The 20,709-nt window shown below is 71.7% G+C and carries 22 protein-coding genes; 13 read left to right on the top strand and 9 right to left on the bottom strand.

The features are described 5' to 3' along the window. Window positions 1-63: 63 nt before the first annotated feature. The 4 genes from fabI to DK419_RS29450 all read left to right on the top strand — a co-directional run bounded on the left by fabI (window position 64) and on the right by DK419_RS29450 (window position 3,434). Window positions 64-891, top strand: coding sequence for an enoyl-ACP reductase FabI (gene fabI, locus DK419_RS12815; protein ID WP_109959414.1), 828 nt, complete (start codon window positions 64-66; stop codon window positions 889-891). 792 nt (window positions 892-1,683) lie between these two features. Next, window positions 1,684-2,745, top strand: a complete 1,062-nt coding sequence (locus tag DK419_RS12810) for an FRG domain-containing protein (RefSeq protein WP_245442940.1) — start codon at window positions 1,684-1,686, stop codon at window positions 2,743-2,745. 48 nt (window positions 2,746-2,793) lie between these two features. After that, window positions 2,794-3,210, top strand: a complete 417-nt coding sequence (locus tag DK419_RS12805) for a DUF427 domain-containing protein (protein WP_245442939.1) — start codon at window positions 2,794-2,796, stop codon at window positions 3,208-3,210. Continuing rightward, complete coding sequence (locus DK419_RS29450; RefSeq protein ID WP_245442938.1) at window positions 3,207-3,434, top strand: hypothetical protein; 228 nt, start codon at window positions 3,207-3,209, stop codon at window positions 3,432-3,434. Before DK419_RS12805 ends, DK419_RS29450 begins: the two co-directional genes overlap by 4 nt. A 12-nt stretch (window positions 3,435-3,446) precedes the next feature. On the opposite strand, the gene DK419_RS12800 is transcribed toward DK419_RS29450, so the two are convergent. The 5 genes from DK419_RS12800 to DK419_RS12780 form a co-directional block, all read right to left on the bottom strand. After that, entirely contained in the window at window positions 3,447-4,496 is a 1,050-nt protein-coding gene (locus tag DK419_RS12800) for an HD-GYP domain-containing protein (RefSeq protein WP_109959412.1), read from the bottom strand. Between the two features lie 173 nt (window positions 4,497-4,669). Continuing rightward, entirely contained in the window at window positions 4,670-5,176 is a 507-nt protein-coding gene (locus DK419_RS12795; RefSeq protein ID WP_425352652.1) for an RrF2 family transcriptional regulator, read from the bottom strand. A gap of 8 nt (window positions 5,177-5,184) precedes the next feature. Beyond that, window positions 5,185-5,679 (bottom strand): dUTP diphosphatase, encoded by a 495-nt coding sequence (gene dut, locus DK419_RS12790; RefSeq protein ID WP_208642312.1) that lies wholly within the window; start codon window positions 5,677-5,679, stop codon window positions 5,185-5,187. Then, the gene (locus tag DK419_RS12785) at window positions 5,676-6,545 is read right to left on the bottom strand and encodes an aldolase/citrate lyase family protein (protein ID WP_109959411.1); all 870 of its coding nucleotides are present in this window, start codon (window positions 6,543-6,545) and stop codon (window positions 5,676-5,678) included. Before DK419_RS12785 ends, dut begins: the two co-directional genes overlap by 4 nt. A 55-nt stretch (window positions 6,546-6,600) precedes the next feature. Beyond that, a complete protein-coding gene (locus tag DK419_RS12780; protein ID WP_245442937.1) occupies window positions 6,601-7,215 on the bottom strand; it encodes a GntR family transcriptional regulator in 615 nt (204 codons plus the stop codon). Between the two features lie 170 nt (window positions 7,216-7,385). On the opposite strand from DK419_RS12780, the gene DK419_RS12775 reads away from it, so the two are divergent. From DK419_RS12775 to DK419_RS12745, 7 genes are all read left to right on the top strand, one after another. Then, on the top strand, window positions 7,386-8,717 hold the full coding sequence (locus DK419_RS12775; RefSeq protein WP_109959410.1) for an MFS transporter: 1,332 nt from the start codon (window positions 7,386-7,388) through the stop codon (window positions 8,715-8,717). 17 nt (window positions 8,718-8,734) lie between these two features. Then, window positions 8,735-9,415: a DUF2848 domain-containing protein gene (locus DK419_RS12770; RefSeq protein ID WP_109959409.1), complete on the top strand. Its 681-nt coding sequence runs from the start codon at window positions 8,735-8,737 to the stop codon at window positions 9,413-9,415. A gap of 7 nt (window positions 9,416-9,422) precedes the next feature. Next, a complete protein-coding gene (locus tag DK419_RS12765; protein ID WP_109959408.1) occupies window positions 9,423-10,292 on the top strand; it encodes a hypothetical protein in 870 nt (289 codons plus the stop codon). Next, window positions 10,292-11,581 (top strand): amidase, encoded by a 1,290-nt coding sequence (locus DK419_RS12760; protein ID WP_109959407.1) that lies wholly within the window; start codon window positions 10,292-10,294, stop codon window positions 11,579-11,581. The genes DK419_RS12765 and DK419_RS12760 overlap by 1 nt, the downstream gene beginning before the upstream one ends. 98 nt (window positions 11,582-11,679) lie before the next feature. Further along, window positions 11,680-12,018 (top strand): ArsR/SmtB family transcription factor, encoded by a 339-nt coding sequence (locus tag DK419_RS12755; RefSeq protein WP_208642311.1) that lies wholly within the window; start codon window positions 11,680-11,682, stop codon window positions 12,016-12,018. Further along, the gene (locus tag DK419_RS12750; RefSeq protein ID WP_109959406.1) at window positions 12,015-12,188 is read left to right on the top strand and encodes a metallothionein; all 174 of its coding nucleotides are present in this window, start codon (window positions 12,015-12,017) and stop codon (window positions 12,186-12,188) included. Before DK419_RS12755 ends, DK419_RS12750 begins: the two co-directional genes overlap by 4 nt. A gap of 98 nt (window positions 12,189-12,286) precedes the next feature. Further along, window positions 12,287-15,823 (top strand): hybrid sensor histidine kinase/response regulator, encoded by a 3,537-nt coding sequence (locus tag DK419_RS12745; RefSeq protein ID WP_109959405.1) that lies wholly within the window; start codon window positions 12,287-12,289, stop codon window positions 15,821-15,823. Window positions 15,824-15,826: 3 nt separating this feature from the next. Here the strand turns inward: DK419_RS12745 and DK419_RS12740 are convergent, their stop codons facing one another. After that, a complete protein-coding gene (locus DK419_RS12740) occupies window positions 15,827-16,453 on the bottom strand; it encodes a LexA family transcriptional regulator (protein WP_109959404.1) in 627 nt (208 codons plus the stop codon). Window positions 16,454-16,601: 148 nt separating this feature from the next. Here DK419_RS12740 and DK419_RS12735 point away from each other — a divergent pair, with 148 nt between their 5' ends. Together DK419_RS12735 and DK419_RS12730 are read left to right on the top strand one after the other, a co-directional pair. Then, complete coding sequence (locus DK419_RS12735) at window positions 16,602-16,949, top strand: DUF952 domain-containing protein (protein WP_109959403.1); 348 nt, start codon at window positions 16,602-16,604, stop codon at window positions 16,947-16,949. A 2-nt stretch (window positions 16,950-16,951) separates the two neighbouring features. Further along, the gene (locus DK419_RS12730; protein ID WP_109962281.1) at window positions 16,952-18,025 is read left to right on the top strand and encodes a quinone-dependent dihydroorotate dehydrogenase; all 1,074 of its coding nucleotides are present in this window, start codon (window positions 16,952-16,954) and stop codon (window positions 18,023-18,025) included. 34 nt (window positions 18,026-18,059) lie between these two features. Here the strand turns inward: DK419_RS12730 and DK419_RS12725 are convergent, their stop codons facing one another. Genes DK419_RS12725 through DK419_RS12715 form a run of 3 tightly spaced genes read right to left on the bottom strand, consistent with a single transcriptional unit; the run spans window position 18,060 to window position 20,697 of the window. Next, window positions 18,060-18,878: a class I SAM-dependent methyltransferase gene (locus DK419_RS12725; RefSeq protein ID WP_109959402.1), complete on the bottom strand. Its 819-nt coding sequence runs from the start codon at window positions 18,876-18,878 to the stop codon at window positions 18,060-18,062. Window positions 18,879-18,928: 50 nt separating this feature from the next. Further along, a complete protein-coding gene (locus tag DK419_RS12720) occupies window positions 18,929-19,327 on the bottom strand; it encodes a GFA family protein (protein ID WP_109959401.1) in 399 nt (132 codons plus the stop codon). Continuing rightward, window positions 19,324-20,697: an MATE family efflux transporter gene (locus DK419_RS12715; RefSeq protein WP_109959400.1), complete on the bottom strand. Its 1,374-nt coding sequence runs from the start codon at window positions 20,695-20,697 to the stop codon at window positions 19,324-19,326. Before DK419_RS12715 ends, DK419_RS12720 begins: the two co-directional genes overlap by 4 nt. Window positions 20,698-20,709 lie beyond the last annotated feature (12 nt).

Here is a 20,709-nt window from a genome sequence, read left to right as displayed (position 1 = left end):
CGTGGACAGGAGCCCGCCCGCCGCGTAAACGCCCGGTCCATCCATGACAGCGGAGGATCGGGCGTGACGGGTTTGATGGCAGGCAAGCGCGGGCTCGTGATGGGCGTCGCGAACGACCACTCCATCGCCTGGGGCATCGCCCGGGCCCTGGCAGGCCAGGGCGCCGAACTGGCCTTCACCTACCAGGGCGAGGCGCTGGGCCGCCGGGTCGGGCCGCTGGCCGGGACCCTCGGCTCCTCGCTGGTCTTCCCCTGCGACGTCGAGGACCTGGGCACCGTCGACGCGACCTTCGCGGCCCTCGACGAGGCCTGGCCCGAGGGGCTGGACTTCGTCGTCCACGCCATCGGCTTCTCCGACAAGTCGCAGCTCAAGGGCCGCTACGTCGACGTCACCACCCGGGAGAACTTTTCCCGCACGATGGTGATCTCGTGCTTCTCGTTCACCGAGGTGGCGCAGCGGGCGGCCAGGCGGATGCGCCCCGGCGGCGCCCTGCTGACGCTCACCTATGGCGGCGCGACCCGCGTCATGCCGAACTACAACGTCATGGGCCTCGCGAAAGCGGCGCTCGAGGCCTCGGTGCGCTACCTCGCGGCCGATCTCGGCCCGCAAGGGATCCGGGTCAACGCCCTCTCGGCCGGCCCGGTCCGCACGCTCGCCGGCGCCGGCATCGCCGATGCCCGCCTGATGTACAACCACCAGGCCGCCCACGCCCCGCTTCGCCGCACCGCCAACCTCGACGATATCGGCGGCTCGGCCCTCTACCTGCTGTCGCCGCTGTCGGGCAGCGTCACCGGCGAGGTCCACTTCGTCGATTCGGGCTACAACATCATCTCGATGCCGCGCCCGGACGTGCTGAAGGCGCAGGATGCGGCGGGGGTGACTGACGCCTGAGGGGTGATGCGGGGCCGGGGCGCCAGCGCCCCGGCCTCATGATTGCGGACTTGAAAGGGCTATGGCGTGAACGACCGTCGGCCTTTACCAGTGCGAGAGGGTTGCCGCCTCTACTCTCAGGCATAGTCTCGCAGACCATCTGGCATAATGGTTGGTATACAGTCAGAGTGCGTGCTGACGTTTTATCTGTGAATTGAGTGCGTTGCCGTAATCATAAAAATGTATGATTATATAATGAATTAAAATTACAGATAAAAACTCAACTATAAATTATGAATTATAAATTTCCCAGAATCATCCGCAATATTGTAAATAGCACAAACCAAATCCTCAGCTTCATCCTGAAGCCTGCTTTGAGCTTGATGAATCAACTCGAATGCGAGGGCGCCTGAGGCCTTCGACCAGCTTGAAGCGCAGTGGCGTTACGGGGCTTCGGTCAAAGATCCATGGACGGCGGCATGTCAGGCCTGCGCCCGGTCTCATCCAACGCCTGGTCAACGCGAGTTGCTCGCCCCAACCTCGTCAAACAAGCGGTACGGCTATTCCGCATTAATTTACTAGAAATCGCTGCACCCATCGGCGATGATCGCTCGAATCAGATTATCGATGTCGGCAGCAGAGCCGATTCGGCCTCCACCAGAACGGCCCATGTCGCAGCGTTGTCGATACGCATTATTGCCCCGTCTGCATCTTCGTCGCGTCACGCAAGATAATAAGGAGCAATCTATGTCAATAAAAGCTGAGGATGCCATTCCAATTTGGCCGAGAGTCCGAGTCGAAAATTGGTCTGATTTGCAGAAGGAGATCGAAATACATCTTGATGGCACCTGGTTATTTCGGGGCGTAACGTCGGCGCGCTACGGTCTCGTGCCAACAATCGGTCGTGCCCGCGGTGGCACCAGCTTCTTGCCCCAGGAGCAAGAGATCTTTGCGCAGTTCAGACGCGAGTCGATCCCAATGCTGTCGAGCCGGCCCGTCGATATGTGGGAGTGGCTGGCTTTGGCGCAACATTATGGGATACCCACGAGACTATTGGACTGGTCAGAGTCCCCGTATGTCTCACTATTTTTTGCAATTTGGGGCAATGATGATGAAGATGCCGGAATTTACATCGCACCAAGACCCCTCGAGGCTCGTGATCTCGGCGCCGATCCATTTGCGGTGAAGGAGGTCGCGTTCTTTTATCCAGGATACGTGACACCCCGACTCGTTTCGCAACGTGGACTGTTCACCATTCATCCCGATCCAGAGGCCACATATCGTCCTCCAGGCATCACGCAAATCATCATCGATAAAGCAACTAAGATGGATTTTCGTCGAAAGCTCGATACTTTGGGATTTCATCACGCATCCATATTTCCCGATCTCGATGGATTGTCCCGTCGCTTGGTCGCCCTGCAGGGCTTTCGGCTGATGCCGCGCCCGCCGTTTCAGGGTCCGCCCGGCGGGGATGGCACGCCTTCCAGGGTACAGCGCGTGTCGACTGAAACCGAAATACCCAAGACGAAGATAAATCCGCGTGATCCCCAGAAGGGTCAGTGGGGCTTGCTGCCGCGCCGCAATGGATGGGCGCTGACTGCAAAGGTCAGAGAAATCGAGCAAGATTGGTACCAAACCAATCTGCTGCTCACATCGGAAACGGAGAAGAAGCTGACTGGCAAAGTGGTCTTTTATCTTCATGACAGTTTCAAGAATCCTATCAGAAAAATATCGCCAAAAGATGGAAAAGCCGAGCTGAAAACTTGGTCTTATGGAGCGTTCACCGTAGGGGCCATGATAGAACAAGATGGAACGACCTTGGAACTTGATCTGGCCGAGCTCGAAGGCGCTCCCAAGCGGTTTCGGGAGCAGTGAACCCCGTCGCGTGCCGGCATGCGATGCACCACGCGACGAGGGTCCAAGATGCAGCGAGGCCGCTCCGATCCCGATCCAGCCGGCACCGGCCAGGAAAGCGTCTGGGACCATCCCCGTCCACCCCGCCTAGAACCGGTGCCGGAACGGCTGCGCGTCGTGCTTGGCGGGATCATCATCGCCGACGCGGTGCGGGGCTGGCGCGTGCTGGAGACGTCCCGCTCGCCGACCTACTGCCTGCATCCCGCGGACATCGTGCCGGGAGCGCTGGTTTGCGGCCGGCAGCGATTCGGTCTGCGAATGGAAGGGGCGGGCCGCCGACTTATACCCTCGCGCCTTGGCATCGACACGTCGATACCAAGGCGGCCGGGATACCAAGGCGTCCGGCGCATCAGCGCCGACGTCCGTTCGGGCTTAGCCAGCGCCCTCGAACGGATCCGTTCGACGGTGCGGCGGCATTGGACGTGATCGGAACGCGGGGCTGGGCGGAGCGGGCGGCCCGGGCTTGCCCGGCGCCGACCGCAGCCTTCGCGGCGCTCGCCGGTCACGTCGCGTTCCATGCCGGGCCGATGGACGGCGGCTTCGTCGGCGAGGAGCGGGTCGCGCCGCAGCTGGGCGGCTTCTACGGCGGCTGGATCGCGAGGAGATTCGTTGGACCGTTCGAGGGCGAGCCCGGCACGATGGGGCGGTGAGCGCCCCTCGCCTCACGCCGCCCGATCCGCCGGCCGCTCCTCCACCAGCGCCACCACGTCCTCCCACCGCGACAGGAAGGCGGCGACGCAATCCGGGTCGAAATGCGCCCCCGACTGCTCCTCGAGGAACCGCCGCGCCCGCTCCAACGGCCAGCCGGGCTTGTAGACCCGGGCCGAGATCAGGGCGTCGAACACGTCGGCGACGGCGGTGATGCGGCCGGGCAGCGGGATCTCGGCGCCCTTGAGGCCTTGCGGGTAGCCGGCGCCGTCCCAGCGCTCGTGGTGGGTGAGCGCGATCTCGGCGGCGAGGCGCAGCAGGCGCGACGGGCTGTCGTGCAGCATGCGGTAGCCGCGCAGCGCGTGCTGCATCATCTCGCAGCGCTCGGGCTCGGTCAGCGGCCCGGGCTTGTGCAGGATCGAGTCGGCGACGCCGATCTTGCCGATGTCGTGCATGGTGGAGGCGAGTGCGATGTCGTTCCCCTCCTCCTCCGACAGGCCGAGCCCGTCCGCGATGGCGAGCACGCAGCCGGCGACGCGCGTCAGGTGGTCGCCGGCCTGGTCGTCGCGGAACTCGGCGGCCAGCATCAGGCGGCGGATGATCTCGCGCTCGCGCTCCTGGCTCTCGGCCGCGGCGCGCTCCACCTCGCGGGCGAGCGTCCGGGCCTGGCTCTCCACCGCGTCCTGCGCGCGGGACAGCGCGATCAGGTTGCGGCCGCGCAGGGACAGGTCCGAGGCGTCGAGGGGCGGCAGCACCACGTCGGTGGCACCGGCCTCGAGCGCCCGGCGGCGGGTCTCCGCCGGGTCGCCGTCGGCGATCAGCAGGATCGAGGTGTGGGCGAGGTGGGGCCGCAGGCGCAAGGAGCGGATCAGCGCGGTCGCGTCGAGGCCGGGGCCGGCCTCGATCAGCACGAGGTCCGCCGCGCGCTGCGCGAGGGCGCCGAGGGCGGCCTGCGCTTCCGGCACGGCGAGGACCGGGACGCCCGCCGCGAACAGCCGCGTCAGCCCGCCGGGGTCGGGCCGGGCCGTGACGACCACGACGGCGGGATCGGCTGCGTTGGTCATGGTCCCCGGAGTTCCTTTCCGCACCGGATGATGGCTCAAACTGCCGCAATTTGATAAAGCGTTCTTTAAGTTTCGACACGACCGGAGCCGTTCGACACTAACCTGTCGTTCGACGCAACACCTTGATCGCGAATGAGTTCTCCTCTCTATCGCCGGGGTCGTGGCCAGAATGCTTAGATCGTGAAATCGGGGCCGGCCCGCGGACCCGCGACCTGGGCCGCCTCCGCCCGGCCGCAGAGATCCTCGACCGTCACCGAATCGAGTGCCGCAAGGTAGGCCCCGGCGGCTTCCGCCACCAGGGGCGCGACGACGAGGTCGGCGAGGGAGTCGGGCGCGGCGCCGGGGCTCGCTGCGGTGCTCCCCGGGGCGCCCGTTCCGAGCACCGCCCGGGCGATGTCGCCGGCGCTGATGCGGCGCCGCTCGCGGGCGAGCTCGTAGCCCCCGTGCGGCCCCCGCAGGCCCTTGAGCAGGCCGTGATGCACCAGCGCCTGGAGCACCGCCTCGAGGTGGCGCGGCGGCAGGGCGTGGCGGACGGCCAGCGCCTTGGCGCTCACCGGCTGGGGCCTGGCGTGCAGCGCGATGTCGACCATCGCGGCCACCGCGAGGACGAGGCGCGGCGGCGCCAGCACCGAACCCGCGAGCCGGTGCGGGCCGGCCGGATGGGGCGCGAGCGCGTCCACCCGGGTCCTCAGCCGCGGCCGGTGGAGCCGAAGCCGCCGACGCCGCGGGCCCCGTCCTCGGCCTCCGGGAATGCGTCGACGACCCGCAGGGACGGGCGCGCCACCCGGGTGAAGACGAGCTGCGCGATGCGCTCCCCCGGCTGCACGGTGACCGGCGCGTGTCCCGGCGGGTTGCGGTTCCAGGCCGAGATCATCAGCGGGCCCTCGTAATCGGCGTCGATCACCCCGACGGTGTTGCCGAGCACCAGCCCCTCGCGGTGGCCGAGGCCGGAGCGCGGATAGACCATCGCGCACCAGCGGGAATCGCGGATCGCCAGGGCGAAGCCCGCCGGGATCAGCAGCGGCGGGCCCTGCGGCGCCAGGATCGCGGGCGCGTCGAGACAGGCGTGGAGGTCGAGCCCGGCCGCGAGCGAGGAGCCCCAACGGGGAAAGCCCCAGCCCGGCAGGCGGGAATCGAGGATCCGCACCGCGACGTCGAGCTCACTCAAATCGGGGCCGCTCATGCGGAGCGGCCCGGGCGGAGCGCCACCGCCTCGGCGAGGGCCACGAGCCGGCGCGCCTCGTCGGCCTCGCGCCGCAGGATCGTGCGGCCGAGATGGGCGATCCCCGCCTGACCGCGGTGCTCCGGCGCGTCGAAGGCCGCCACCAGGGCCCGGGCCGCCGCGAGCGAGTCGGCGTCCGGCGCGAAAGCCGCCTCGGCGCGGCGGGCGCCGGCGGGCGAGGCCACCACCGCCCCGTCGAAGCCGAGGCCGCGAACGCGGCCGATATCGAGGCGGTCGGCGGGGTCGAGCAGCACGTCGAGGTCGTGGGCGCGGGCGGCGGCGAGCGCCGTGGCGAGCCAGGCCAGGAGCGGGCCCGCCTCGGGTGCGCCCGACGGCAGCTGCCCCTCGCGGGCGAGCGCCCCGGCATCGACGACGAGGCAGGCGAGCCGCGCATCGACGTCGCGCACCGCGCTCGCCACCGCCTCGGCGCAGAGGATGCCGAGCGGCGTGTCGAGGCAGGCCCAGAGCCGGACCCGCTCGGGCGCGTGGAGGCGGCGCAGGCGGCTGCCGATGCCGGCGAGGTCCTCCGGCTCCTCGACCCGCGGCACCAGCACGGCGTCGGGCCCTCCCTCGGCCACCGCCGCGAGGTCGGCCTCGCCCCAGGGCGTGTCGAGGCCGTTGACCCGCACCACCACCTCGGCGGCGGAGAAGCCGCCCTCGCGCAGGGCGGCCGCGAGGAGACCCCGCCCCGCCTCCTTGTCGGCGGGAGAGAGCGAATCGGCGAGGTCGAGGATCAGGGCATCGGCGGGCTCGGCCCTTGCCGCCGCGAGGGCGGTCGCGGTGGCCGGCACCATGAGGGCGCTGCGGCGGGGGCGGATGTCGGTCATCGGTCGCGTGACTCCCCGGATGGCGGCGCATCTATGCCCCGGGGCGAGCCTCCCGTCACCCCAGCCGCGACGCCAGGGTCCGGGCGAAGGAATCGATGTGGGCGGTCATCGCCGCCGCCGCCGCCGGCGCGTCGCGCCGCCGCAGCGCGTCCAGGATGACGGCGTGCTCCTCGGCCACCTCGACGAGGTGCTGGCCGGTGGCGAGCGAGAGCGCCCAGAACCGCACCGAGCGCCCGTGCAGCCCGGCCAGCACCTCGGCGAGGACCCGGTTGCCCGAGGCCTCGGCGATCAGCGCGTGGAAGCGTCGGTCCGAGTCGAGGATCGCGTCGAGGTCGTCGGTCCTGGCGGCCAGCACGGCGTCGAGCTGTTCCAGGACGTCGGGCCCGATCCGCGTCGCGGCGAGCGCCGCGCAAGGAGGCTCGGTCAGCCGGCGCACCTCGATCAGGTGGGCGAATTCGTCCATCGAGAGCGGCTGCACCAGCACGCCCTTGCGCGGCAGGATCCGCACCAGCCCCTCGTGCATCAGCCGGTGCAGGGCCTGGTTCACCGGCGTGCGGCCGAGACCCAGCTCCGCGCACAGGCCCGCCTCGTTCAGGGCGTCGCCGGGCTTCAGCCGCAACGCGACGATGTCGTCCTTGAGCCGCCGGTAGGCGCGCTCGTTCTGCGACACGATTGGGCACGTTCCTGCACGCGTTTGCGCCACCGACAAAGCTCCGCTCGACTGCCCAGCCCCTTACCACGGGGCACGCCCCGCTTGGAACGGCTTGTGAAATATCACAGGCATGGTACTTGCTGAACCACACGCCGGGCGGCCGGTTCGCGGACCGCGGGAGAAGAGCGATGTCGAGGGTGGATACGGTGAGCGCGCAAGGATTGGGCGTCGGAGAGTTGGACGAGGGCTATCGCCGGGCGACGCTCCGGCTGATCCCGTTCCTGGTCTTCCTGTTCATCCTGGCCTGGATCGACCGGGTGAACGTCGGCTTCGCCAAGCTGCAGATGCTGTCCGACCTCAAGTTCAGCGAGGCGGTCTACGGCTTCGGCGCCGGCATCTTCTTCATCGGCTACTTCCTGTTCGAGGTGCCGAGCAACCTGCTGCTGGAGCGCATCGGCGCCCGCAAGACGCTGGCACGGATCACCATCCTGTGGGGGCTCGCGTCGATGAGCCTCGCCTTCGTGCAGTCGGAATGGGCGTTCTACGCCATCCGCTTCCTGCTCGGGGTGTTCGAGGCCGGGTTCTTCCCCGGCGTCGTGCTCTACCTGACCTACTGGTTCCCGAGCGCGAAGCGCTCGCGCATCAACGGCCTGTTCATGACCTCCTTCGCCATCGCGGGCGTGGTCGGCGGCCCGCTCGCCGGGCTGATCATGGGCACGATGGGGGGCGTCTCGGGGCTGGCCAACTGGCAGTGGCTGTTCATCCTCGAGGGTATCCCCTCGCTGATCGCCGGCGCCGCGGTGCTGGCCTTCCTGCCCGACCGGCCGAAGGACGCGGCCTGGCTCAAGCCGGAGGTCGCCGCCGCGATGACGGCGATCGTCGAGGCGGAAGGGCGCGCCGCCGGCAAGGAGGCGAGCTTCAAGGCCGCGCTCCGCGACGGCCGGGTCTGGCTCTGCGCGCTGATCTACTTCTGCATCGTCAGCGGCAACGCCACGATCGCGTTCTGGACGCCCTCGATCATCAAGGAGATCGGCGTGACGGGCGCGATCGCGATCGGCTTACTCGCCGCGGTGCCGTTCATCGCCGGCACGATCGCGATGGTGTGGACCGGCGCGCATTCCGACCGCACCGGCGAGCGCCGGCTGCACTGCGCGATCGCCAGCCTGATCGCCGCGGCGGGTCTCGCCGCCACCGGGGCGCTGATCGGCCACGCGGTCATGGCCTTCCTCGCCCTCACGGTCGCGGCGGTCGGCATCCTCGCCGCCTTCCCGGTCTTCTGGTCGCTGCCGCAGACCTTCCTGGCGGGCACCGCCGCGGCGGGCGCCATCGCGGCGATCAACTCGATCGGCAACCTCGCGGGCTTCGTCGCGCCCTACGTGGTCGGCCTGTCGAACACGCTGACCGGCACGTCGAGCAACGGCCTGTACTTCGTCGCCGGCCTGGAGCTCCTGGCCGGCATCCTGGTGATCGGCTTCGCCCGCTGGCGCGAGGGCGCCGCCGATCTGGCGCCGGCCGAATGAACGGGAGACAAGGAACCATGCTGACCTTCCATCGCGACGCTGCCGGGCGCCGGGACACGATCGCGCTCTCGCCCGAGGCCCTGGTGATCGCCGGCTGGGCCGGGCGGGACGAGGCGGCGATCCGCCACCACATCGACGAGCTGGCAGCGATCGGCGTGCCGCCGCCCTCCTCCGTCCCGGTCTACTACCGGGCCGCCGCCGCGACGCTGACGCAAGCGGACCGCCTCGAGGTGCTGGGACCCGATTCCTCCGGCGAGGCCGAGCCGGTGATCGTGTCGCTCGCCGACGGCCTGTGGCTCGGGCTCGGCTCCGACCACACCGACCGCAAGGCCGAGACGGTCGGCATCGCGCTCTCCAAGCAGATGTGCGGCAAGCCGGTCGGCACCGGCCTGTGGCGCCTCGACGAGGTCGAGCCGCACTGGGACGAGCTGGTGCTGCGGGCCTACGCCACCATCGCGGGCGAGCGGGTGCTGTACCAGGAGGGACGCCTGACCGCGCTCCGCACCCCGGGCGATCTGCTCGCACGCCGGCCCGGCGGTCCGGACCTGCCCCCCGGCACGGTGATGTTCGGCGGGACCCTGGGAGCGATCGGCGGCATCCGCCCGGCCGACCGCTTCGAGATGGAACTGGAGGATCCGGTGTTGAAGCGCAGGCTCGCCCACGCCTACGACATCGCCGTCCTGCCCGTGGTGGCCTGACGCCGCGATGGGAGCCGCGACCGCCCTCGCGGGGATCGGGGACGCCGCCTTCTGGGCGGCGCTCCTCGCCAAGATGCTGACGAGCGCCGCGATCGTGGTCGTCGCCTCGCTCGCGGTCGAGCGCGCCGGGCCGCTCGTCGGCGCCATGATCGCGACCCTGCCGGTCTCGGCCGGTCCCGCCTACGTCTTCCTCGCCCTCGACCACGATGCAGGCTTCCTGCGCGACAGCGCGGTGGCGAGCCTGCCGGCCATCGCCGCCACCGCCCTGTTCATCGCGGCCTATGCCGCCATGGCCCGCCGGCGCGGGGTCGCGGCCTCGCTCGCCGCGGCGCTCGCGGTCTGGATCGCCGCCGCGCTCGGGCTCGCCCGGATCGGAGGCGGCTCGGGCGGCGGCTCGGGCGGCGGCTTGGGAGGCGCGGTCGCGCTCGCGATCCTGGTGGTCCTCGCCTGCATCCTCGCCTGCCGGTCGCTGCGCGTCGAGGGCCCGCTGCCGGCCCGTCCGCGGCGGGCGGGCGACGTCCTGGTCCGGGCCGGCATCGTCATGACGCTCGTCGTCGCGGTGATCCTCGCCGGGCGGCTCGCGGGCCCGGGGGCGGCCGGCCTCCTCGCCTTCGCGCCGGTCGTGATGGTGAGCCTGGCGGTGATCCTGCATCCGCGCATCGGCGGGGCGGCGACCGCGACGGTGCTGGTCCTGAGCCTGCCGGGGCTCCTCGGCTTCGTGGCGGCCCTCGTCGCCCTCGCCCTCACGGTCGAACGGCTCGGGCCGGCCCCGGCCCTGTCGCTCGCCCTTCTGATCAATGTCGGCTGGAACGGCGGGATCCTGCTGTTCAGCCGCGCGCGGGCGCGCCACCCTGCGCCATCCCTGGAGACCGAATGATGAGCACCGTTCGCGACGATCTGGAGCGCCGCCTCGCGCTGATCGAGGAGCCGGCGAGCCGCCACGTCTTCACCAAGCTCTATCCGGAGGCGGCCCGCGCCGCCGCCGACGCGGCCGATGCGCGGCGCGAGGCCGGCCTGTCGCTGGGCGCGCTCGACGGCACCATCGTGTCGATCAAGGACCTGTTCGACGTCCAGGGCGAGGCGACCACCGCCGGCTCCTCGCTCCGCCGCAAGGCCGACGCCGCGCTCCGGGACGCCCCCGTGGTCGCCCGCCTGCGCCGGGCCGGCGCGGTGATCGTGGGCAAGACCAACATGTCCGAGTTCGCCTTCTCGGGGCTCGGCCTCAACCCGCACTGGGGCCATCCGGGCAATGCCGCCGATCCGAGCCTGGTGCCGGGCGGCTCGTCCTCGGGGGCGGGCGTCTCGGCGGCGCTCGGCACCTCCGACATCGCCATCGGCACCGATACCGGCGGCTCGGTCCGCATCCCGGCGGCCCTCAACGGCGTCGTCGGCTTCAAGCCCACCGCCCGCCGGGTGCCGCTCGCCGGCGCCTTCCCGCTCTCGCCCTCGCTCGATTCGATCGGGCCGCTCGCGCGCTCGGTCGAAGCCTGCGCGGCGGCCGACGCCGTCATGGCCGGCGAGGACGTTCGCCCGCTCGCGGCCGCGCCGTTGCGCGACCTGCGGATCGGCGTGCCCCGCGGCCTCCTGTTCACCGAAACCGACCCGGCGGTGGCGCAAGCCTTCGAGGCGGCCCTGTCGTCGTTGAGCGCCGCCGGCGCGCGGATCGGCGACACGCCGTTCGACGACCTTCTCGGCCGCATGGCCGAGGCGACGGCGGCCGGCCCGATCGCCGCGGTCGAGGCGGCGGAGATCCACGCCGACTGGCTCGACGCCGAGGAGGCCGCCTTCGACCCGCGGGTCCACGCCCGCATCAGCCGCGGCCGCACCGTGACGGCGGCGGCCTATATCCGGATGATGCGCACCCGCGCCGCGCTGATCGAGGCCGGCGACGAGCGCCTCGCCCCCCTCGACGTGCTGGCCCTGCCGGCGACCGCGATTCCCGCGCCCGCCATCGCCGCGGTGGAACGGGACGACGCCGCCTTCGCCCGCCTCAACCTCCTGATGCTGCGCAACACGATGGTGGGGAACCTGTTCGACCTCACCGGAATCTCGCTGCCGATCCCGGGCCGGGGCAAGCCCGTCGGCCTGATGCTGCTCGCCCGCCACGGCCAGGACCGGCGGCTCCTGGAGATCGCCGCGGGCGTCGAGGCAGCCCTGCGGGGGTGACGCACGGCCCGGTCGCTCCCCCGTCACGCTCCCCGGCTCCTTGACATCTGTCCCGGCGGCGGAAATACATGAAGACATGTTCATGTGTTGATGTGAGGATGGGCGTGCGGGTCCTGTCGTCCGAGCAGGTCGGTGACGTGGCGGAGGTCTTCCGGCTCCTCGGCGAGCCGAACCGCCTGCGCATCGTGCTGGCCTGCCTGGAGGCGGACCGGACGGTCGGCGAGATCGGCGAGGCCCTCGGCCTGTCGCAGTCGCTGACCTCGCACCACCTGCGCCTGCTGCGCACCGCCCGCATCCTGCGGGCGGTGCGCGCCGGCCGGAACGTCGCCTACGCGATCGACGACGATCACGTGCGCGACGTGGTGGGCGCCATGGTCGCCCACTTCACCGAACCGCACGAGCATGCCCGCCAACCGGACGAGGAGCGAGAACGATGACCGGCACGAACGTCGAGACGGTGAAGTGCGCCTGCGAGGATTGCGTCTGCATGGTCCCGGTGGCCAAGGCGGTGTCGCGCGACGGCAAGGCCTTCTGCTGCGAGGAATGCGCCGAGGGCCATCCCCACCATGCCGGCTGCGACCACGCCGGCTGCGCCTGCCACGGCTGAGAACGAGACCGGGGTCGCGCACCGGCCCCGACATGCTCTAAAGCCCCGGAGACGAGCGATGCCCGGGCCCCCGCCCGGGCCCGGGATGGACGACGCCGATGATCGCGGGCTGGACGGTGGTGCTGGCGGCCCTCGTCTACATCTGCGCCCTGTTCGCGGTGGCCCATTGGGGCGACGTGGCCGGGCGGACCCTGATGCGCGACGCACGGGTGCGGCCGACGATCTACGCCCTGTCGCTCGCGGTCTACTGCACCTCCTGGACCTTCTTCGGCTCGGTCGGCCTCGCGAGCCATGCCGGCCTCGACTTCCTCACCATCTATGTCGGCCCGATCCTGGTGGTCGGCCTCGGCTACCGCCTGGTCGTCCGGGTGGTGCGGATCGCCAAGGCCCAGAACTCGACCTCGATCGCCGACTTCATCGCCGCCCGCTACGGCAAGAGCGAGCGCATCGCGGCGCTCGTCTGCCTGATCTCGGTGGTGGGCGCCGTGCCCTACATCGCCCTCCAATTGCGGGCGGTGGCGGCCTCGCTCCAGGTCTTCCTGCGCGCCACCGACGGCATCGGCGCGCCGGCCGGCATGCTGGGCGATCTCGGGCTGTTCGTGGCGCTCGTGCTCGCGGGCTTCGCGGTCGCCTTCGGCACCCGCCACGCCGACGCCACCGAGCACCAGGACGGGCTGACCCTGGCGGTGGCGCTCGAATCCCTCGTCAAGCTCCTCGCCTTCCTCACGGTCGGCGGCTTCGTCGTCGGCTGGATGCTGCGCGACCTGCCGGCGGCCTCGAGCGCGGTGCACGGCCTCGGTACCCTCGCCGGCCAGACCTCCGGCCCCTCGACGCTGATCGTGCAGACCCTGCTCTCGGCGGCGGCGGTGCTGCTGCTGCCGCGCCAGTTCCACATGGCGGTGGTGGAGAACCGGTCGGTCGCCGATGTCGGCCGGGCGGCCTGGACCTTCCCGCTCTACCTCGTGCTCATCAACCTGTTCGTGGTGCCCCTGGCGCTCGCCGGCCTCGCGCTGTTCCCGGAGGGCACGGTGCAGCGCGACATGACCGTGCTGGCCCTGCCGCTGCACGAGCGGGCCGACGGCATCGCCCTCATCGCCTTCATCGGCGGCCTCTCGGCGGCGACCGCGATGGTGATCGTCGAATCGGTCGCCGTGGCGATCATGATCTCGAACCACCTCGTCATCCCGGTCTCCCTGCGCCGGCGCAACCTGGTGGCGGGCGCCGCCCCCGAGACCGGGGCTCCGGACCTCGGCGGCTACGTGCTGGCGGTGCGCCGCGTCGCGATCGTCGCGGTGGTGCTGGTGGCCTACGCCTATTCGCGGGTCGCCGGCGAGGTGGCGCTGGCCTCGATCGGGCTCCTGTCCTTCGCGGCGGTGGCGCAGATCGGCCCGGCCTTCGTCGGCGCGCTCTACTGGGGCCGCGGCACCGGCACCGGCGCCGCCGCGGGGCTGACGGTCGGGTTCGCGGTCTGGCTCTACACCCTGCTCCTGCCGAGCCTCGTCACCGGCGACGGCTGGGCGGCCGCGCTGATCGCCGACGGGCCGTTCGGCATCGGCTCCTTGAGCCCGACGGCCCTGATGGGGGTCGACGACTTCCCCCGCCTCGTCCACGGCACGCTGTGGAGCCTCGGCCTCAACACGCTCGCCTATGTCGGCTTCTCGCTCCTGCGCCCGCCGACCGCGATCGAGCGCCTGCAGGCCGAGGCGTTCGGGCAGGTCTCGGGCTTCGACGAGGCCGGCCCCGTCGCGCCGAGCTTCCGGCTGTTTCGCAGCGCCGTGACGCTGGCCGAGCTCCGCGCCACCGTGGCGCGCTTCCTCGGCGAGGAGCGGGCGGTGCGGGCCTTCGAGGAGTTCGCGCAGGGACAGGGGCGCTTGCCCCTCCGGGACGACGCGGTGGCGGGGCTGCCGGAACTGCGCCACGCCGAGCACCTGCTCGCCTCGGCGATCGGGGCCTCGTCGGCCCGGCTCGCGCTGTCGCTGCTGCTGCGCCGGCGCAACGTCTCGCCGAAGGCCGCGCTCAAGCTCCTCGACGACGCCTCGGCGGCGTTCCAGTACAGCCGCGACGTCCTCCAGCACGGCCTCGACCACGCCAAGCAGGGCATCACGGTCTTCGACCGCGACATGAAGCTGATCGTCTGGAACCGCGCCTTCGCCGACCTCTACGATCTGCCGCCGGAGATGATCCAGACCGGGATCGGACTGGAGGCGATCGTGCGCTTCAACGCCGGCCGCGGCGCCTACGGGGCGCGGGACGCCGACACCCTGGTGCGCGAGCGCATCGCCGCCTTCCGGCTCGAATCCGGCCCGCAGCGCCTGCGGCTGCATCCGAGCGGCCGGGTGATCGAGATCCGCGCCAACCTGCTGCCGAACGGCGGCGTGGTGGCGACCTACACCGACGTGACCGATTCGGTCGCCGCCGAGGAGGCCCGCACCCGCCTCAACGAGGAGCTCGAGACCCGGGTGCGCGAGCGCACCGAGGAACTGACCCGCCTCAACGCGGCGCTGACCCGCGCCAAGGCCGAGGCCGACGAGGCCAACGCCTCGAAGACACGCTTCCTGGCTGCCGCCAGCCACGACATCCTCCAGCCGCTCAACGCGGCGCGGCTCTATGCCAGCGCCCTCGTCGAGCGCGACCGGGGCACCGACCCGACGCTCGCCGAGAACGTCGACGCCTCCCTCGACGCCGTCGAGGAGATCCTGACCGCGCTTCTCGAGATCTCGCGCCTCGATACCGGGGCGCTGAAGCCCCAGCTCTCGATCGTGCGGGTGTCGGACCTCTTCCGCCAGGTGCAGCGCGAGTTCGGCCCGATGGCGCAGGAGAAGGGCCTGGACCTCACCGTCCTGCCCTCGTCCCTCGCCCTGCGCTCGGACCGGCAATTGCTGCGCCGGCTCCTGCACAACCTCGTCTCGAACGCGATCAAGTACACCCCGAAGGGACGCGTGCTGGTGGGCGCCCGGAGGCAGGGCGACCGGGTGGTGCTGAAGGTGTGCGACACCGGCCTCGGCATCCCGGCCGCCCAGCAGAAGCTCGTCTTCCGCGAGTTCCAGCGCCTCGACCAGGGGGCGCGGGTCGCCCGCGGGCTCGGCCTCGGCCTGTCGATCGTCGAGCGGACGGCGCGGCTCCTCGACCATCCGGTGACCCTCGCCTCGACCCCCGGCCGCGGCTCGGCCTTCTCGGTGGCGGTGCCGGGCGCGCCGTTGCGGCCGGCCCTCGAGACCCAGGGCGAGGCGCCGCGCCCGGCCCTCGTGCCGCTCGCCGGCCTCACCGTGCTCGCGGTCGACAACGAGCCGGCGATCGTCGACGGGATGCGGGTGCTCGTCGGCAGCTGGGGCTGCGCGCTGCACACCGCCGGCTCGCTCAGCGAGGCGCTCGCCCTGGTTCTCGGCGGACGCCTGCGCCCCGACGTGATCGTGGCCGATTACCACCTCGACCGGGGGACCGGCCTCGACCTGATCGCGTCCCTGCGGGCGGCGCTCGCCGCCGACATCCCGGCGGTGCTCCTGACTGCCGACCGCTCGCCCGACATGCGCGATGCCGCCGCGGCGCAGCGGGTTCAGGTGCTCGGCAAGCCGCTCAAGCCGGCAGCCCTGCGCGCCCTGCTGACCCAGTGGCGCGGCCGCCAGGCGGCGGAATAGGGGCTACTGGCGCACCCACATCACCCGGGCCATCCAGGCGATCTCGTCGGCCGGGATCACCAGGTCGGGCTCGCCGGGCAGGGGACCGCTCAGCTCGGCCGCCCGCGCGGTGCGCCGCTTCAGCTCCGCCGCCAGGATGCCGCCGCCGCCCAGGCACGTCACCACCCGGTCGCCCTTGCGCATCGCGGCGGTGGGCGAGACCACCAGCACGTCGCCGTCCCGGTAGAGCGGGGTCAGGGCGCCGCCCCGGGCCTCGATGGCAAAGCAGCGTTCCTGTCCGAGGCCCGGCAGCTCCATCTCGTGAACCGCGGCGCCGTTGCCCGGCAGGCCGTTGGCGCCGATCTGGCCCGTCGCGCTCTCGCTCGGGATCAGCGGCACCACGCTGCGGGTCTCGGAGGCCTTCGGCTCGACCAGGCGCAGGAAGTCCTCGAGCGAGGCGCCGGTGGCGGCCAGGATCTTGGCGACCGATTCGGTCGAGGGCCAGCGCTTGCGGCCGTCGGGGCTGATCCGCTTCGAGCGGTTGAAGCTCGTCGCGTCGAGGCCGGCGCGCTTGGCGAGCCCGGACGCCGTCAGGTTGTGACGCTGGGCGAGGTGATCGATCGCGGACCAGATTCGCTCGTGGGACAGCATGGGGACCTGGCCTGACGCGTGGCGGTGTCCACCGCCGAACTAACAAATGTAAACTACCGAACCCTCACCGAAAGGCAACGGCGTTGCCGGTTCCTCCCGGCGCCGCTATCGCTCGCCCGTCCCCCCGCCGAGGAGGTCCGCGGCGACCATGCCCCTCATCTACAAGATCTGCCCCCTTCCCCTGTGGCGCGAGGCCGAGGCCGCCGGCCGCCTCGACGGCGCACCCGTCGATCTGGCGGACGGGTTCATCCACTTCTCGACCGCGTCGCAGCTCGCCGAGACGGCTGCCAAGCACTTCTCGGGACAGGATAATCTGCTCCTGATCGCGGTCGACGAGACGGCGCTCGGGGATGCCCTGCGCTACGAGCCGTCCCGGGGCGGCGCGCTGTTCCCGCACCTCTACGGCCCGCTGCCGCTCTCGGCCGTCCGGAGCGTCGCGCCGCTCGCGACCGGACCCGGCGGCGGCCATGTTTTCCCAGATTCCATCAAGGGTTGATCGTGATTCCGGCCCTCTTCCCGCTCGTCCGCCCCCTGCTGCACGCCCTCGACGCGGAGACCGCCCACGGCCTGACCGTGGGGGCCCTCGCCCGGCTCCCCTTGCGGGATCCGCCCGCCGACGATCCCCGTCTCTGCCTAACCGTTATATCGCGGACCTTCCCCAACCCGGTCGGCCTGGCCGCGGGGTTCGACAAGGGCGCGCAGGCGCCCGACGCGCTGCTCGGGCTCGGCTTCGGCTTCGTCGAGGTCGGCGGCGTGGTGCCCCGGCCGCAGCCCGGCAATCCGCGTCCGCGGGTGTTCCGGCTGCCGGAGGACGGCGCGGTGATCAACCGCTTCGGCCTCAACAGCGAGGGGCTCGACGTCGTGCGGGCGCGGCTCGTCGCGAGGCGCAACCGGCCGGGGATCGTCGGGGTCAACATCGGCGCCAACAAGGACGCGACCGATCGGCTGGCCGACTACGTCGCCTGCACCCGCGGCCTGACGGGCCTCGTCGACTTCATCACCGTCAACGTCTCCTCGCCCAACACGCCGGGCCTGCGCGACCTCCAGGGCGAGGCCTTCCTCGACGACCTGCTCGCCCGCGTGGTCGCGGCCCGGGACGAAGCGGGCGCCGGCACCGCGATCCTGCTCAAGATCGCCCCCGATATCGGCCTCGACGGCCTCGACGCGATGACCGCCACCGCGCGGCGCAGGGGCATCGACGCCCTCGTCGTGTCCAACACCACCGTGGCGCGGCCGTCGAGCCTCAAGGGGGCCTCCCGGGCCGAGACCGGGGGCCTGTCGGGCCGGCCGCTGTTCTCGCCCGCGACCCGGCTCCTCGCCGAGGCCTCCCTGCGCGTCGGGCGCGAGCTGCCGCTGATCGGCGTCGGCGGGGTCGATTCGGCGGAGGCCGCCTGGACCAAGATCCGGGCCGGCGCCAGCCTGATCCAGCTCTACTCCGCCCTGGTCTATGCCGGCCCGGGCCTCGTCGGCGAGATCAAGGCCGGGCTGCTGCGGCGGATGGAGCGGGAGGGGATCCGGAGCCTCGATGCGGTCGTCGGGCGCGACGCCGAGGAGCTGGCGCGGACGGCGTGAGGCGCCGACTGTCCGAAATACCCGTGCCGCCGCTTCACAATTCCGGATTGGTCGGCTCGGTGCGCCGGGCCACCACCGTGTAGCAGAGCCGCTTCTGCCCGAGCAGCGACTGGCGGTGATACGTCACCGCCGACTCGCCGAAGCCCAGGATCGCGAGCAGTTCCTGCATCGTCGTCGGCGCGATGGTCCACCAGGCGTCGAAGCGGATGCGCTGGTCGCTGCGGGGCAGCAGGAACATCGGCAGGCCGAAGCTCCGCGGCACGAAGCGCAGGAACTGCAGCGACTTCGGCAGCATCTCGGTCACCACCACGGTCTCGCGGGTCAGCCGCAGGGCGCCGTGGAGGGCCCTGAACGGGTCGCGCAGGCGCGTCAGCGCGGTCCCGAACACCGCGACGTCGACCGGGCCGATCGCCTCCGGCACGTCGTAGAGCGAGCCCCCCGCCCGCCGCGCCCGCGAGTTCAGCGCCGCGTGGGCGTACCACCAGGCGCTCTCGAACCGGCGCAGGTGGTTGCGGATCTCCGGGGCGATCACCGCGCGCTCGAAATCGGGATACGGCACCATCTCCCAGCACGCCTCGCCGGCGAAGTCGTAGGCCACCACCTCGGCGCCCCGCGCCTCCATGGCAAAGCCGAGGAAGCCGCTGGTGGCGCCGAAATCGAGCACGCGCTTGCCCGCCACCGCGACGCCGCCGAGGTAGTCGTCGAGCCCCGCCCGCAGGTCCCAGGCGCCCGGCACGGTGCCGTGCCCGGGCAGGTCGATGGTGTGGTTGAAGGTGCACTCCGCCAGGTCCTCGACCGGGCGGGGCACCAGGTACGGGCTCTCGGGGAGCACGGTCGCGTCCGCCGTCGTCATGCTGCGGGGTTCATCTCGCGGGACTCGTCTCGTGGAGCGGCGGCGGGGGTTCAGGCCTCGTCCCGCGCCGTCGGATGGGCCGGAAGCCCGACCGGCAGGGCGACCCAGGACAGGCGGCGCGAGACCCAGACGTGGTCGTCGGGCGGGTAGCGTTCCGGGTCGTCGAGGCTCGCCATGGTCAGGTCGATCTCGTCCAGCAGGTCGTCGGCCCGGTAGGCGAGGTGCGTGCCGCAAGCGGGGCAGAAGGCGCGCTCCGCCCGCGGGCTCGAGCGGGACCAGGCCGGGGCGCCGGCGGCGAAGCGGCAATGCTCCCGCCGCACGGTGATCCAGCCGACCATCGGCGCGCCCGTGCTGCCGCGGCAATCGGCACAGTGGCACACCGTGCGGTTCCAGGGCTCCCCGTGCGCCTCGTAGCGCACCGCGCCGCAGCGGCATCCGCCGGTGATCATCGCGCCCCCTCCCCCGCGAGCCCGGCCCGCGGATGCGGGAAGGCACCGGCCGCGAGCCGCGGGTAGAGCAGGGCCTGGCCGAGGCCGCGCGCCGCCAGGAAGGCCAGCATCGCGAGCCACAGGCCGGTATTGCCCAGCTCCCGCGTCAGCGCCAGCACCGCGGCGTCGACGGCGAGCGCCGCCAGCATCAGGTTGCGCATCGCCCGGGTCCAGGTCGCCCCGACATAGACGCCGTCGAACGCGAAGGCGGCGGCCGCCGCGAGGGGCGTCAGGGCTGCGTAGACGAGGTAGTCGCGCGCGAAGGCCCGCACCTCCGGCGCGGTGGTGACCGCGTCGACGAAGGGACCGCCGACAGCCAGGAACAGGCCCGAGACCGCGAGCGCGAAGCCGAGGCACCACCCTAGGGACAGCCGCACCGCGCCCCGGAAGGCGCCCTCGTCGCGGGCGCCGAGCGCCTGGCCGCACAGGACCTCCGCCGCGGTGGCGAAGCCGTCGAGGAAGAAGCTGCCGACGAGGAAGAGGTTCTGCAGCACGGCGTTGGCCGCCAGCGTCACGTCGCCCTCCCGCGCGCCGAGGCCCGAGAACAGGGCGAGCGCGGTGATCAGCGCCAGGGTCCGCACCATCACGTCGCCGTTGACCGCGAGCATCCGGGTGAGGCCGGCGCGCTCGACGATCTCGGGGAACGGCACGCGCCAGGGCCGGGCGCCGAGGCGGCGCAGCACCAGGAGGCCGAGGACGGTCCCGGCGACCTCCGCCAGCACCGTGGCGAGCGCCGCCCCGGCGACGCCGGTGCCGAGCCCGAGGACGAGGACGAGGGTGAGCGCCACGTTGACGGCGTTGATCGCCACCTGCAGGCCGAGGCCGAGATCGGTGCGGCCGCGCCCGAGGGTCGAGCCGAGGATGGCGTAGTTCGCCAGCGTGAACGGCGCGCACCAGATCCGCACCGAGAAGTAGCCGGCGAGCGCCGCGTTCACCGCCGGGCTCGCCCCGAACAGCCGGAAGGCCGCCGCCGCGAGCGGGCCCTGCAACGCCACCATGACGAGGCCGACCGCCAGCGCCACCGCCAGCGCCCGGGCCAGGGTCCGGTCGATCTCGCTCGGATCGCCCGCCCCGGCGGCTTGCGCGGTGAGCCCGGCGGTCGCCATCCGCAGCGCGCCGAAGGTCCAGAACAGGTAGTCGAAGATCACCGCCCCGAGCGCCAGCGCGCCGAGGAGCGCCGCGTCGCCGAGCCGCCCGACCGCCGCCGTGCCGACGAGGCCGAGGAGCGGCGTCGTCACGTTGGCGAGCGTCATCGGCACGGCGAGCGCGAGGATGCGCCGATGCGTGATCTCCGGGCTCGCGCCTCTCGGGCTCGCGGCGGCGGGCGTCATCGCGGCGTTCCC

Origin of the sequence: Methylobacterium terrae (assembly GCF_003173755.1) — a bacterium.
GTDB classification, from domain to species: Bacteria; Pseudomonadota; Alphaproteobacteria; order Rhizobiales; family Beijerinckiaceae; genus Methylobacterium; species Methylobacterium terrae.
This window is presented reverse-complemented; position numbering and strand designations above follow the sequence as displayed.